This is a genomic window from Streptomyces sp. NPDC021020 (assembly GCF_044333285.1).
Taxonomy (GTDB): domain Bacteria; phylum Actinomycetota; class Actinomycetes; order Streptomycetales; family Streptomycetaceae; genus Actinacidiphila.
In genome coordinates this window covers 249,332-264,334 of the sequence record NZ_JBIRQQ010000013.1, presented here as the reverse complement: position 1 = coordinate 264,334, position 15,003 = coordinate 249,332, and the positions used below count along the sequence as shown (strand labels likewise).

8 protein-coding genes are annotated in these 15,003 nt (G+C 70.7%); 6 read left to right on the top strand and 2 right to left on the bottom strand.

Translation table 11 applies throughout. From position 1 onward, the window contains the following. Positions 1 to 179 precede the first annotated feature (179 nt). The gene (locus ACH4SL_RS32845; RefSeq protein WP_398452625.1) at positions 180 to 2,327 is read right to left on the bottom strand and encodes a discoidin domain-containing protein; all 2,148 of its coding nucleotides are present in this window, start codon (positions 2,325 to 2,327) and stop codon (positions 180 to 182) included. A 421-nt stretch (positions 2,328 to 2,748) separates the two neighbouring features. Here ACH4SL_RS32845 and ACH4SL_RS32840 point away from each other — a divergent pair, with 421 nt between their 5' ends. The 6 genes from ACH4SL_RS32840 (at position 2,749) to ACH4SL_RS32815 (ending at position 13,435) form a co-directional block, all read left to right on the top strand. Further along, entirely contained in the window at positions 2,749 to 3,999 is a 1,251-nt protein-coding gene (locus tag ACH4SL_RS32840) for an FUSC family protein (protein ID WP_398452621.1), read from the top strand. A gap of 351 nt (positions 4,000 to 4,350) precedes the next feature. Beyond that, positions 4,351 to 8,649 (top strand): discoidin domain-containing protein, encoded by a 4,299-nt coding sequence (locus tag ACH4SL_RS32835; protein ID WP_398452619.1) that lies wholly within the window; start codon positions 4,351 to 4,353, stop codon positions 8,647 to 8,649. A gap of 229 nt (positions 8,650 to 8,878) precedes the next feature. After that, positions 8,879 to 10,321: a ricin-type beta-trefoil lectin domain protein gene (locus ACH4SL_RS32830; RefSeq protein WP_398452616.1), complete on the top strand. Its 1,443-nt coding sequence runs from the start codon at positions 8,879 to 8,881 to the stop codon at positions 10,319 to 10,321. 212 nt (positions 10,322 to 10,533) lie between these two features. Next, complete coding sequence (locus ACH4SL_RS32825) at positions 10,534 to 11,049, top strand: DinB family protein (RefSeq protein WP_398452614.1); 516 nt, start codon at positions 10,534 to 10,536, stop codon at positions 11,047 to 11,049. A gap of 146 nt (positions 11,050 to 11,195) precedes the next feature. Continuing rightward, entirely contained in the window at positions 11,196 to 12,905 is a 1,710-nt protein-coding gene (locus ACH4SL_RS32820; protein ID WP_398452611.1) for an MFS transporter, read from the top strand. Positions 12,906 to 12,934: 29 nt separating this feature from the next. Next, the gene (locus ACH4SL_RS32815) at positions 12,935 to 13,435 is read left to right on the top strand and encodes a MarR family winged helix-turn-helix transcriptional regulator (RefSeq protein WP_398452609.1); all 501 of its coding nucleotides are present in this window, start codon (positions 12,935 to 12,937) and stop codon (positions 13,433 to 13,435) included. A 33-nt stretch (positions 13,436 to 13,468) separates the two neighbouring features. Here ACH4SL_RS32815 and ACH4SL_RS32810 read toward each other — a convergent pair whose 3' ends face one another. Then, positions 13,469 to 14,986: an MFS transporter gene (locus tag ACH4SL_RS32810; protein ID WP_398452607.1), complete on the bottom strand. Its 1,518-nt coding sequence runs from the start codon at positions 14,984 to 14,986 to the stop codon at positions 13,469 to 13,471. Positions 14,987 to 15,003: the final 17 nt, after the last annotated feature.

The window sequence follows — 15,003 nt, the reverse complement described above, 5'->3', positions numbered from 1 at the left end:
GCCGGCGCCGGCCCCGCGCGCGCCCCCCCCGGCGGGGCGGGGGGGGGAGGGCTGGCGGGGCGGCCCACAATGAAAACCCCCCCCGGGCGGGGGGGGGGGGCGGGGGGGGGGGGGGGGGGGGGGGCCAGGCCGCCCGGGTCCCGCGGGAAGGCGGGACCCGGGCGGCCTGCGGCAGGCGCCTACTGCGAGACGCGCACGTAGTCGACGAGCATCTTCTGCGGGAAGACCGTGCTGGCGTCCGGAGCGCCCGGCCAGTCACCGCCCACCGCGTTGTTGAGGATGATGTAGAACGGGTGGTCGTAGACCCACGGGCCGCGGGTCGACTCGACCGTGGCCTTGTCGGCGGTGAAGAACGCGTGTCCGTCCACCGAGAACGTCATGTGGCTGGAGTCCCAGTCCACCGCGTAGGTGTGGAAGTCGTTGGCGAAGTCGCCGCCCGCGATCTGGTAGGGCTGGCCGTAGCCGTTGCCGCCGTTGTACGCCGGGGCGTGCAGTGTGGAGTAGACCGAGTCCGGGACCTTGCCGACGTGCTCCATGATGTCGATCTCACCGGAGTTCGGCCACGGGGTGCCGGTCTTGAAGTTCGACCCCAGCATCCAGAACGCCGGCCACAGGCCCTGCGTGCCGGACACCTTGATCCGCGCCTCGACATGGCCGTAGGTGAAGTTGAAGTGGTCGGAGGTGTTGATCCGGCCCGAGGTGTACTGGTGCCCCTGGACGTTCTCCTTCCTGGCCTCGATGACGAGGTTGCCGTTGCCGTCCATCGTGGTGTTGTCGCCGTTGGTGTAGTACTCCAGCTCGCCGTTCTGGCCGCCGCCGGTGTCCTGGGTCCACTTGCTCGTGTCCGGCTTGGAGCCGGCCGCGCCGTTGAACTCGTCGCTCCACACCAGGTGCTCGGGGTTGCCCGGGTTCGGCGGCAGCGCGGGCGGCGCGGTGGGGTTGCCGCCCGTGCCGTAGACGTCGAACGTCCACAGGCTGTAGCCGTAGCCGTTGCTGCGGGCGGTGCCGTACATCCGCACGTAGCGGCCGTTGCCGTCGACGTTCAGGGTCTCCTTGAAGCCCTTGCCGGTCGTGGTGGAGTAGATGGACGTCCAGTTGTTGCCGTCGGCGGACGTCTGGATCTGGTACGCCGTCGCGTAGGCCGGGTCCCACTGCAGGACGACCTGGGTGATGTGCGCGGTGGCGCCGAGGTCCACCGCGATCCAGCCGGGGTCGACCCAGCCGTTGGAGTCGCTGGTGGCCCAGCGGGTCGCCGGGTCCTCGTCGAAGGCCTTGGACGGGGTGCAGCCGGTGCAGCTGTTGGCGTCCTGGTAGGTCGAGGCGGTGGCGGGCTTGTTGTACGACAGCAGCTTGGAGTCGCCGGGCGGGGTGGTGCCACCCGTGCTGCCGCCCGTGCCGCCGCCGTTGTCACCCCCGCCGTTGCCGCCGCTGCCGCCGGTGAAGACCTGGAACTCCCACAGCGAGTAGCCGTACTGGGTGGCGCGCTGGGTGCCGTACATCCGCACGTAGCGGCCGGTGCCGGTGAGGGTGATCAGCTCGGTGGCGCCAGGGCCGGTCGTGGTGGAGTAGGCGGTGGTCCAGTTGCTGCCGTCGGCCGAGACCTGGATCTGGTAGGCCTTGGCGTAGGCCGTCTCCCAGGTGAGCTGCACGCCGCAGATGTTCTGCGACGAGCCGAGGTCGACCTGGAGCCACTGCGGGTCGGCCGCGGCCGAGGACCAGCGGGTGCCGTTGTCGCCGTCGACGGCGGACGAGGCGGGGGTGCCGGCGTTCTCGGTGGAGGAGGCCGTCGCCGTCTTGTGCAGCGCCGCGTTCGCGGTGCCGCAGGCGGCGTTTCCGGTGCCGGTGGCGCCGTAGACCTGGAACTCCCACAGCGACACGCCGTACTGGGTGGCGCGGGCGGTCGTGTAGATCCGGACATAGCGCCCGGAACCGTTTACGGTGAGGTTCTGGACGCCACCGGTCGCGGTCGTGGTGGAGTAGATGTTCGTCCAGTTCGCGCCGTCGGCCGAGGTCTGGATCTGGAACGCCTTGGCGTAGGCCGTCTCCCAGTTGAGGGTGACGGAACTGATCGAGTCGGTGGCGCCGAGGTCGACCTGGAGCCACTGCGGGTCGCTCGCGGCGGACGACCAGCGGGTGCCGGTGTTGCCGTCCACCGCGGCCGAGGCCGGGGTGCCGACGTTCTCGGTCGAGGAGGCGGTCGCGGTCTTGCCCTGCGACAGCAGGGTACCCGCGGCCCGGGCCGGGCTCTGGGTGATCGCGAGGGCGAACGCCGCGAGCACGGCGGCGACGAACGCGAAGACGAGGGAGCGGGGTAGGCGTCTGGACAAAGGTGGGGGGTTGCCGGTCACGGCGTCTCCTGGGTGCGTGTGAGAGCGCTCTCTTTGGCAGCGATGATTACGGCGCTGTTGCTGACACGTCAAGAAAGTGAACGAGATTGGTACCGCTGTTTCAGGGCGTTCCACGCAGCCGTCGAGATTCGAACGTTCGGTGAACTCCTTGCCCGCATACACGCGTTATGCGGCTTCTCGCTGTGTGCAAGATCTTGACGGTGGATCATCGCCGTTGTCGCACGGTGGCTCCGGGGGTGTGAACCCGGCGGCGCGGGACGCGCCGTACGGCCGCCGCGGCCGCCTCCGAGCCTAGGCTGGGTCAGCCGCGCCGGAGCCGGGAAGGAGCCGGAAAACGTCTTGACGTGACACGACGCCACGGCGCCACGACCAGACCGCCAGGAACGGGGGAGGCCGGCAGATGCCCGCGATGCCCGAAAACGTGCCCGAGCCCGTCGTCAAGCTCGTCCGGTGGACGGCGGAGCCCGCGGCGGTGCAGATCCTGCGGTCCGCCACGGCCGCCGTCATCGCCTACGTGGTGGCCGTCTGGCTGCTGCCCAACCCGGCGCCGCTGACCGCGCCGCTCACCGCGCTGCTGGTCGTGCAGGTGACGCTGTACTCGACGCTCACCACCGGGATCAGCCGCGTCAACGCCGTGGTCGCCGGGGTGCTCGTCGCGGTCGGCTTCAGCGCGCTGGTGGGGCTGAGCTGGTGGAGCCTGGGCCTGATCATCGTGACCTCGCTGCTCATCGGCCGGTTCGTGAAGGCCGGCGACTTCGAGATCGAGGTGGCGATCTCGGCGATGCTGGTGCTCGGTGTGACCCAGGTCGCCCACACCGCGTGGGACCGCGTCTTCGAGACCCTCATCGGGGCCCTGGTCGGGCTGCTGTTCAACGCGCTCGCGCCGCCGGTGTGGGTGCAGTCCGCCGGCGAGTCGATCGAGTCGATGGCGCGCCGCATGGGCGGGCTCTTCCGGGACATCGGCGGCGAGGTCGCCGGGCACCTGCCGGTCGAGCGGGCCGCCGCCCGGCTGCACGAGGCGCGCCGGCTGGACCACGACATCGCCGAGGTGGACGCCTCGCTGCGGCAGGCCGAGGACAGCCTGCGCTGGAACCCCCGGGTCCGCGAGGGCGCGCTGTCCCGGATCGTGCTGCGCACGGGTCTCGACACCCTGGAGATCTGCGCGGTCGTGCTCCGCGTGCTGTCGCGCACCCTCACGGATCTGGCCAAGCACCGCACCACCGAGCATCTCTTCCCCGACGACGTGTCGGACCAGCTGGAACAGCTCATGGACCACATCGCGCACGCCATCGAGAGCTTCGCGGTGCTGATCACCAGTCAGGTCACCGCCAACGCCCAGGCGGCCGAGGACCGGCTCGGGCAAGCGCTCTCCGACAGCACCGAGAGCCGCGACACGATCGCCCGGCTGCTGCTGGCGACCGTCCAGGAGCACCCCCGGCAGTGGCAGCTGTACGGCGCGCTGCTCGCCGAGGTGGACCGGATCCTGGACGAGCTGGGGCTGGAGAAGCGCTCCGAGCGGCTGGTGGAGGAGCTGGACCGGATCGGCGGCGAGCCGAGCGACCGCCACCCGCGGCTCGCCATGATCAAGCGCCGGCTGACCGCCACCGGCCTCTACCGGCACGCGCCGGACGTGCGCAAGATCTTCAAGTAGCCGCGCGCGGCCCGCTTCCCGACCGCGCCGCACCGGCCGCTCGGGCAAGCGCTTTCCCGTGCCGGACCGCTCCGCGCCCGCCTTCCCCTCGCGGGCGCGCGATCCAACTCCCGTCGCCCGCAAGCGAATCGTTGCCGTCCGGGGCGTAGACGCCGCCGTAGCCCGTCTGTAACACTCTGCCAACACGTACGCAAATAATGAGCAGAACGGCGATGGATACGCATGAGATGAGCGCAACTTCAGATGTTCATCCCGCACGTTTCGAATAGATCGTCTGGACTCCTCTCGGCTGCTCCTCTCCTCGGTTCTCCTCCCAACCCCCTGATCCCCCACACACCACAGAGGGACGTCATGAGAACGAAGCGCTCGATACCACGGCTGATGGCGGGGGTGGTCTCCGGCAGTCTGCTGCTGCTCGGCGGCACCACCGCGCTGCCGGCTGTGGCGGCCGCAGCAGCCCCCGACCTCGCCTCCGGCAAGGCCGCGGCGGCCAGCAGCACCAGCGGCAAGAACACCGCCGACCGGATCGACGACGGCGACCAGAGCACCTACTGGCAGAGCGGCGCGGTCAGCGCCGCGGCGCCGCAGTGGGCGCAGGTCAACCTGGGCGCCGGGCGCCTGGTCGACAAGGTGCAGCTGAAGGTGCCCGCCTCCTGGAAGGCCCGCACCCAGACGCTGTCGCTGCAGGCCAGCGACGACGGCTCGCTGTTCTCCACGATCGTCGGGTCGAAGTCGTACACGTTCACGCCCGACAAGAACAACACGGTCACCATCGACTTCCCGGCCACCAAGGCGCGGTACGTGCGCGCCGAGGTCTCCGCCAACTCCGCGGCCGACTCCGCGCAGCTGTCCGAGATGACGGTCGCCGCCGCCGCGGTCGGTGCCAACCTCGCGGCGAACAAGCCGACCGCCGAGTCCGGCCACGCCGACGTGTACGGCTCGGGCAACGCCGTCGACGGCAACGCCAACTCGTACTGGGAGAGCACCAACAACGCCTTCCCGCAGTGGCTGCGCGTCGACCTCGGCTCGGCGGTGCCGGTCAACACCGTGGTGCTCAAGCTCCCGCCGGCCACCGCGTGGGCCTCGCGCACCGAGACGCTCGCCGTCCAGGGCAGCCAGGACGGCAACACCTTCTCCGACCTCGCCGCGTCCAAGGGCTACACGTTCGACCCGGCGAGCGGCAACACGGTGACGATCACCTTCAACTCCGCCACCACCCGCTACGTCCGGCTGAACATCACCGGTAACACCGGCTGGCCGGCCGGCCAGATCTCGGAGTTCGAGGTCTACGGCCCCGCCACCGGCGACACCCAGGCGCCGAGCGCGCCGTCCGGTCTGGCGTACACCCAGCCCGCCTCCGGCCAGGTCAAGCTGACCTGGAACGCCGCGACCGACAACACCGGCGTGACCGCGTACGACGTCTACGCCAACGGCCAGCTGCGCACCTCGGTCGCCGGCAACGTGCTGACGTACACCGACAGCCAGCCGGACACCGCCACCGTCGCGTACTACGTGAAGGCCCGCGACGCGGCCGGCAACCAGTCGGCGGCCAGCAACACCGTGACGCGCACCGGCACCTCCGGCGACACCCAGGCGCCGAGCGCGCCGTCCGGTCTGGCGTACACCCAGCCCGGGTCCGGGCAGATCAAGCTGACCTGGAACGCCGCGAGCGACAACACCGCCGTCACCGGCTACGAGGTCTTCGCCAACGGCAGCAAGATCGCCACCACCGGCGGCAGCACCCTCACCTACACCGACAGCCAGCCGGACTCCGCGACCGTGGCGTACTTCGTGCGCGCGATCGACGCGGCCGGCAACGAGTCGGGCAACAGCAACACGGTGACCCGCACCGGCACCACCCCGCCCACCGGCGGCACCAACCAGGCGGTCGGCAAGCCGATCACCGCGACCTCCACGGTGCAGAACTTCGTCGCCGCGAACGCCAACGACGACGACCTGAACACCTACTGGGAGGGCACCGGTACCAGCTCGCTCACCGTGCAGCTCGGCGCCAACGTCGACACCAGCTCGGTCGTCGTCAAGCTCAACCCCAGCTCCGCGTGGGGCCCGCGCACCCAGACCATCGAGGTCCAGGGCCGTGAGCAGAGCGCGAGCGGCTTCACCCAGCTCGTCGCGCCCAAGAGCTACTCCTTCAGCCCGACCAGCGGCGGCAACACCGTCACCATCCCGGTGACCGCCCGGGTCGCGGACGTACGGCTGGTCTTCAGCAACAACTCCGGCGCGGGCGGCGGCCAGGCGGCCGAACTCCAGGTCATCGGCACCCCTGGCCCGAACCCCGACCTCACCGTGAGCGCCCTGACCGCGTCGCCCGCCGCCCCGGTGGAGACCGACCCGATCACGCTCAACGCGACGGTCAAGAACATCGGCACCAACGCCTCCCCGGCCAGCAACGTCAACTTCTACCTCGGCACCGTCAAGGTCGGCACCGCGAACGTCGGCGCGCTGGCCGCGGGCGCGAGCACCACGGTGTCCGCGTCGATCGGCGCCAAGGACGCCGGCAGCTACCAGCTGACGGCCAAGGTGGACGAGGCGAACACGGTCGTCGAGCAGAACGACACCAACAACTCCTACACCAGCCCGACCGCCCTGGTGGTCAAGCCGGTCGACACCTCCGACCTGCTCGCCTCCCCGGTGGCCTGGTCGCCGGGCAACCCGTCGGCGGGCAACAACGTCACCTTCTCGGTCGCAATCAAGAACCAGGGCACCGTCGCCGCCGCCTCCGGCGCCCACGGCGTCACCCTGACCATCGCGGACGCCGCCTCCGGCAACGTGGTGAAGACCCTCACCGGCTCCTACAGCGGTGCGATCGCGCCCGGCGCCACCACCAGCCCGGTCAGCCTGGGCAGCTGGACGGCGGCCAACGGGAAGTACACCGTCAAGACGGTGATCGCCACCGACGCCAACGAGCTGGCCATCAAGCAGGCCAACAACACCAGCACCCAGTCGCTCTTCGTCGGCCGCGGCGCGAACATGCCGTACGACGTCTACGAGGCCGAGGACGGCGTCACCGGCGGCGGCGCGACCGTGCTCGGGCCGAACCGCACCATCGGCGACCCGGCGGGCGAGGCCTCCGGCCGCAAGGCGGTGCACCTGGCGGGCAACGGCCAGTACGTCCAGTGGACGACCAGGAACCCGACCAACACCCTGGTCACCCGCTTCAACATCCCCGACGGCACCGACTCCACGACGCTCAACGTCTACGTGGACGGCACCTTCCTCAAGGCGATCACGCTGACCTCGAAGTTCGCCTGGCTGTACGGCGACGAGGCGAGCCCGGGCAACTCCGCCGGCTCCGGTGCCCCGCGGCACATCTACGACGAGGCCAACGTGCTGCTCGGCACCACGGTGGCGGCGGGTCACACGATCCGGCTGGAGAAGGACGCGGCCAACACGGCGTCGTACTACAACATCGACTACATCAACCTGGAGCAGGCCACCCCGGTGGCCAACCCCGACCCGACCAAGTACGTCGTGCCGGCCGGCTTCACCCAGCAGGACGTGCAGAACGCGCTGGACACCGCGCGGCAGGACACCACCAAGCTCGGCGTCTACCTGCCCGCCGGCGACTACTCCACCGCCAACAAGTTCACCGTCTACGGGCGGGCGATCAAGGTGATCGGCGCGGGCCCCTGGTTCACCAGGTTCTACACGCCGCAGACCCAGGAGAACACCGACGGCGGTTTCTCGCTGCAGTCCGGCTCCGGCGGGTCGAGCTTCTCCGGCTTCGGTTTCTTCGGCAACTACACCAGCCGGATCGACGGCCCCGGCAAGGTCTTCGACCTGACCGGTGTCGCGAACCTGACGATCGACAACCTGTGGATCGAGCACACCATCTGCGGTGTGTGGGCGACGAACGTCGACAACTCCACGATCAGCAACCTGCGGATCCGCGACACCTTCGCGGACGGTGTGAACCTCACCAACGGCTCGACCGGCAACACGGTCACCAACACCGAGGCCCGGTCGACCGGTGACGACAGCTTCGCGCTCTTCCCGGCCATCGACAACCACAGCGAGCAGGAGACCGGCAACACCTTCAGCAACCTGAGCGTGCAGACGGTGTGGCGCGCCGCGGGTCTGGCGGTCTACGGCGGCGGTGGCAACACCTTCAGCAACCTCTACATCGCCGACAGCCTGACCTACCCGGGCATCACCATCGGCTCGCTGCAGTTCGGCGGCATCCCGGCCCTCGGCTTCGAGGCCTCGCCGACGAGCAACTTCTCCAACATCTCGCTGGTCAGGGACGGCGGCCACTTCTGGGGCCAGCAGGCCTTCCCGGCGCTGTGGATCTTCTCCGCGGAGTTCGACCTCCAGGGGCTGCGGATCAGCGACGTGGACATCTCCGACCCGACCTACCAGGGCGTGATGTTCCAGACCAAGTGGAACGGCAGCACCTCGCTCAAGCCGATCAAGGACACCGTCATCACCAACCTGTCGGTGACCGGGGCGCACAAGAGCGGTGACGCCTTCGACGCCAAGTCCGGCTTCGGACTGTGGGCCAACCCGCAGCCGGAACCCGGTCAGGGCCCGGCCGTGGGGTCGGTGACCATCAACGGGTTGCACGAGAGTGACAACGCCGTGGACATCCAGAACACCACGACCACCTTCACGATCAACGTCAACAACTGAGGTTCCGCAGGCCAGCGCGGGTGCCCGTGTTCGAATCCTGAACACGGGCACCCGCCCATGCCCGCTGACAGGCGGTCAGCGGCCGGGTTTCGTATTCAGTTGGTGAACGCGGGGTCTTGACGGGGCATTGGTCTAGTCCTACGGTCACCGATGCGTCGACAGTCAGGTCGGCGTCCACCGTTCACGTACGTGCACGGTGTGGTCTGTCCGCTACGGAAGGCCTCCCCCCATGCAAAGACCGCGTATCGGGCTCAAGCAGCTCGGCGCTCTCACCGCAGTCCCCGCGCTGGCCGCCGGCCTGCTGCTCGCCGCCGGCGGTACCGCCCAGGCCGCGGCGAACCCGGGACCCGGCTTCCCCGCACACTTCGCCGCCCCCTACGCCGAGGTCTGGAACTCGCCCTCCGCCCTGACGAACGTCCGCAACGCCACCGGCCTGAAGTTCTTCACGCTCGCCTTCGTCATCGACGGCGGCGGCTGCAACGCCACCTTCAACGGCGACACCTCCATCACCGACGCGAGCTGGACCTCCGCCATCAACACCCTGCGGGCGGCCGGCGGCGACGTCATGGCCTCCTTCGGCGGTGCGTCCGGCACCGAGGAGGCCCTCGCCTGTACGTCGGTCTCCGCGCTGGAGGCCCAGTACAAGCGGGTGGTCGACGGGCTGAACCTGACCCGGATCGACCTGGACATCGAGGGCAGCGCCCTCAACAACACCGCCGCCAACGACCGGCGCAACGCCGCCCTCGCCGACCTCCAGCAGCAGTACGCCGCCCAGGGCAAGCGCCTGGACGTGCAGTACACCCTGCCGGTCTCGCCCAGCGGCCTGGAGTCCAACTCCCTTAGCCTGCTGAACAACGCCAAGAGCCACAACCTGAACGTCAGCCTCGTCAACATCATGACGATGGACTACGGGTCGGCCATGGACATGGGCAACGCCGCCATCAGCGCCGCCCAGGGTCTGCACACCCAGCTCGGCCAGATCTGGACCACCAAGTCCTCCGCCCAGCTGTGGGCGATGGAGGGCAACACCCCGATGATCGGGGTCAACGACACCTCCAGCGAGATCTTCAGCACCTCCGACGCCCAGGACCTGGAGAACTTCGCCAAGACCAACGGCATCCAGGAGCTGACCTTCTGGTCGCTCGGCCGGGACAAGGCCTGCGCCACCAACGGCGGCTCCGCGCAGGACAGCTGCAGCGGGACCTCGCAGTCGGCCTGGCAGTTCTCCTCCATCTTCAACGCGATCACCGGCACCGGTGGCGGCACCACCCCGCCGCCCTCCGGCGCGACCGGCCCGGTCCGCTCCGGCTACGCCAACAAGTGCGTCGACGTCGCGGCGGCCGGCACCGCCAACGGCACCGCCGTCCAGCTCTACGACTGCAACGGCACGACCGCGCAGAACTGGACGGTCGGCAGCGACAGCACGCTGCGGGCCCTCGGCAAGTGCATGGACGTCGCGGCGGCCGGCACCGCCAACGGCACGAAGGTCCAGCTCTACGACTGCAACGGCACCGGCTCGCAGGTCTGGCAGAAGGGCTCGGGCAACACCCTGGTCAACCCGCAGTCCGGCCGCTGCCTCGACGCGACCGGCCCCAGCTCCGCCAACGGCACCCGGCTGCAGATATGGGACTGCTTCGGCAGCACGAACCAGCAGTGGACGCTGCCGTCCTGACGGCGCGGCGCCAGTGCTGACGCTGCCGCCCCCAGGGGGCGGGCGGCAGCGGTGAACGCCCGGCGTCGGGCGGGTCGGCGGACCCGCCCGGCGCCGGGGCCGTCATATCCGCGCCCACGCGGCAGTCATCGGCGAAGATCGGATCATCAGGCCGCCCGGCGAGGTCCTCCGGCCCCGCGGGCGGCGCCGCCCCGCTGCCGCGAGGAGCCCCGATGAACACCGCAGAACTGCTGGCCGACGCCTTCGGCCGGATCAAGGACGCCGTCCACCAGGCCGTCGACGACCTCACCCCCGACGAGCTCGCCCACCGCGTCGACCCCGCGGCCAACACCGTGGGCTGGCTGGTCTGGCACCTCACCCGGGTCCAGGACGACCATGTCGCCGAGGTCGCCGGCCGCCCGCAGGCGTGGACGGAGGACGGCTGGGAGAAGACCTTCGGGCTGCCCTTCGGCACCGCCGACGTCGGCTACGGCCACAGCGCCGACGACGTCGCCGCGGTCCGTCCCGCCTCGGCCGATGTGCTCACCGGCTACTACGACGCCGTCCACGAGCGCAGCCTCGCCTTCGTCGGCACCCTGACGGACGCCGATCTCGACCGCGTCGTGGACCGCCGCTGGAATCCGCCGGTGACGCTGGGCGTACGCCTCGTCAGCGTCGTCAACGACGACCTCCAGCACGCCGGCCAGGCCGCGTTCCTGCACGGGCACCTGCTGCGCCGGCGCGGCTGAGGCGTGCGGCGGCGGGCGGGGCGCACTCCATGACCGCCGAGGGCGCCCTCCTTGCCGGATGCAGCCGTTTCCCTCCCGGTGATAGAATTACTTAACCTAAGTTAAGTAGTTGAACCCACTGACCCGGGCGGGGTGTGAAGGGCCTGATGGCGACACAAGACGCGACCAAGCGAATACCGCGGACACCGCGTATCGCTTCCGACCATCCGCGGTACAAGTGGGTGGCGCTGTCCAACACCACCCTCGGCATGCTGATCGCCACGATCAACTCCTCGATCGTGCTGATCTCGCTGCCCGCGATCTTCAACGGCATCAGGCTCGACCCGCTCCAGCCCGGGAACGTCAGCTACCTGCTGTGGATGCTGATGGGCTACATGCTCGTCACCGCCGTCCTGGTGGTCACGCTCGGCCGGCTCGGCGACATCCTCGGCCGGGTCAAGATCTACAACGCCGGCTTCCTGATCTTCACCATCACCTCGATCATCCTGTCCGTCGACCCGATGCACGGCGGCGGCGGAGCCCTGTGGCTGATCGGCTGGCGGGTCGCCCAGGCGGTCGGCGGCTCCATGCTGATGGCCAACTCGGCGGCGATCATCACCGACGCCTTCCCGGCCCGGCAGCGCGGCATGGCACTCGGCGTCAACATGGTCGCCGGCATCGCCGGCTCCTTCATCGGCCTGGTCCTCGGCGGCCTGCTCGCCGAGTGGAACTGGCGCTCCATCTTCTGGGTGAACGTGCCCATCGGCATCATCGGCACCGTGTGGGCCTACCGCTCGCTGCACGAGACGGGCGTGCGCCGCCCGGCCAAGATGGACTGGTGGGGCAACATCACCTTCGCCGTCGGCCTCACCGCGCTGCTGGCCGGCATCACCTACGGCATCCAGCCCTACGGCGGCCACACCATGGGGTGGACCAACCCCTGGGTGCTCGCCGGGCTGATCGGCGGCGCCGCGATGCTCGTCGCCTTCTGCGTCGTGGAGAACCGCGTCGCGGAGCCGATGTTCCCGATGAAGCTCTTCCGCAACGCGGCCTTCGCGGGCGGCAACGCGGCCACCCTGCTGGGCTCCATCGCACGCGGCGGCCTGCAGTTCATGCTCATCATCTGGCTCCAGGGCATCTGGCTGCCGCTGCACGGCTACAACTACGCCGACACCCCGCTGTGGGCCGGCATCTACCTGCTGCCGCTCACCGTCGGCTTCCTCGCCGCGGGACCCGTCGCGGGCGCGCTGTCCGACCGCTACGGCGCCCGCCTCTTCGCCGCCTCGGGCTTCGTCGTGATGGCCGGCTCCTTCGCCGGGCTGCTGCTGATCCCGACGGACTTCAGCTACTGGCTCTTCGCGCTCGTGGTCTTCCTCAACGGCCTCGGCGGCGGGCTGTTCGCCGCGCCCAACACGTCGATCATCATGGCCAGCGTGCCCGCGGAGTCCAGGGGCGCGGCCTCCGGCATGCGGGCCACCTTCCAGAACGCCGGCATGGTGCTCTCCATCGGCGTGTTCTTCTCGCTGATGGTCGCCGGGCTCGCCCGCTCGCTGCCGCACACCCTCAGCACCGGCCTGATGGCGCAGGGCGTGCCCGCCTCCAACGCGCACGACGTGGCCAACCTGCCGCCGGTCGGCACGCTCTTCGCCGCCTTCCTCGGCTACAACCCGATCCAGCAGCTGCTCGGCCCCGACCTGCTCGGCAAGCTGCCCGCCTCCAACGCGCACACCCTGACGGGGCGGGAGTTCTTCCCGCACCTCATCTCCGGGCCCTTCCACGACGGCCTGGTCGTGGTGTTCGCCCTCGCGATCGTGATGTCCTTGGTCGCGGCGGGCGCGTCGCTCATCCGCAGCCGGCGCACCGCCCAGGACAGCTGACCGCGGTACGACCCAGGAGGCGCCCCGCCATGACCGACACCGACCGGCGCGGGGCGCCCTCCTCCGCGGCCGTCGCCCGGCTGCGGCTCGTCATCGCCCGGCTCTACCGGCAGCTCGCCCAGGCCTCCGGCGACGACCTCAACCTGACGTACGCCCAGCTCTCCGCGCTGGCCAGGGTCCAGGAGCACGGCCCGCTGCGGATCGGCGAGCTGGCCGCGCACGAGCAGGTCGCCGCCCCCTCGTTGACCCGCACCGTCGCCCCCCTGGTCGCGGCCGGGCTCGTCACCCGGCAGCCCGACCCCTCCGACGGCCGCTCCTGGCTGGTGAGCATCACCCCCGAGGGCGCGCAGGTGCTCGGCCGGATCCGCCGCACCCGCTCGGAGCTGCTGGTCCGCCGGATGGCCCGGCTGGACGACGACCAGCTCGACGCGCTGCTCGCCGCCCTGCCCGCGCTGGAGCAGCTGCTCACCGACCCGCAGCCGGAGCAGCCGCCCGCGGACGCGGCGCCCGAGCAGCAGGCGCGGACCTGAAGCCTCCACCGGCCGCCCGGCGTACGCGCCCGGTCAGCCCGCCGCCCTGCGCCCCGGCCCGCCCGGCTCCAGCGGCGGGGAGTTGAGGCCGCAGCTCGACCGGCATTCCGGCCGGGCGGCGGGCTTCGCGCCCGGCTCCCCGCGCAGCGCCTGCCGCGGCACCAGCGTGAAGGCCAGCAGCGCCGAGAGACCGCACAGCCCGGCGCAGATCAGCATCGCCTTGCCGAAGGCGTCGTCCACCTTGTGCGGCGAGCGGTAGGCCTGGTTCGACAGCCCCACCGCGAGCGGCAGCGCCGCCACGATCAGCAGCTGCGCCACCCGCGCGGCCGCGTTGTTGACGCCGCTGGCGATCCCGGCGTGGTCGACGTCCACCGACGCCAGCACGGTCGCCGTCAGCGGCGCCACGAACATGCTCATCCCCAGCCCCTGCACCACCACCGCGGGCAGCACGTCCAGCACGTACGACGACGAGCCCGGCCCCAGCCGGATGAGCAGCAGCAGCCCGGCCGCGGTCACCAGCGGTCCCACCGTGAGCGGCAGCCGCGGCCCGATGCGCTGGGCGAGCCCGCCCGCCGGGGCCGACAGCACCAGCATCAGCACGGTGACCGGCAGCGTCGCCAGGCCCGCGTGCAGCGCGCTGTAGCCGGCGGCGATCTGCAGCTGCACGGGCAGGATGAAGAAGACGCCGCCGATCGCCGCGTACAGGCACAGCGTCACCACGTTCATCGAGCTGAAGAGCCGCGAGGAGAAGACGGACAGCGGCAGCATCGGGTTCTTCACGCGGCGCTCGGTGCGCAGGAAGGCCACCCCGCACGCCACCCCGGCCAGCGCGGGCACCACCACCGACGTCCACGACGGATGGCCGGACGCGGCGATCAGCGCGTACGTGACGCCGGCCAGGCACAGCGCGGCCAGCGCCGCGCCCCGTACGTCGAAGCTGCCGGAGGCGTTCCGGTCCCGGCTCTCGGGCACATGGCGCACCGCGATCGCCACCACCACCGCGGCGATCGGCAGGTTGACCAGGAAGATCCACCGCCAGCCGGGCCCGTCCACCAGCCAGCCGCCCAGGAAGGGCCCGACCGCGCCCGCCACCCCGCCCAGGCCCGACCACGCGCCGACCGCCTTGGCCCGGTCGTCCTCCCGGAAGGTCGACTGCACGAGCGCGAGCGACCCCGGCGTCAGCAGCGCCCCGCCCACGCCCTGGAGCGCCCGGGCGGCGATGAGCACCCCGTCGGTCGGCGCGATCCCGCACAGCGCGGACGCCAGCGCGAACCACACCACACCGATGACGAAGACCCGGCGCCGCCCGTAGCGGTCGCCGAGGCCGCCACCGAGCAGGATCAGCCCGGCGAGGGTGAGCATGTAGCCGTTGACCGTCCACTGCAGCGCCGACAGCGGTGCGTCCAGGTCCTCGCCGATACGCGGCAGCGCGATGTTGACGATCGTGCCGTCCAGCAACGCCATCCCCGAGCCCAGCACCGAGCAGGCCAGCACCCACCGCCCGGTCCTCGACGCGAGCGGGACGCCCACCCCGTTCTGATCCTGGTCCATGACCTCACATTAGGTCC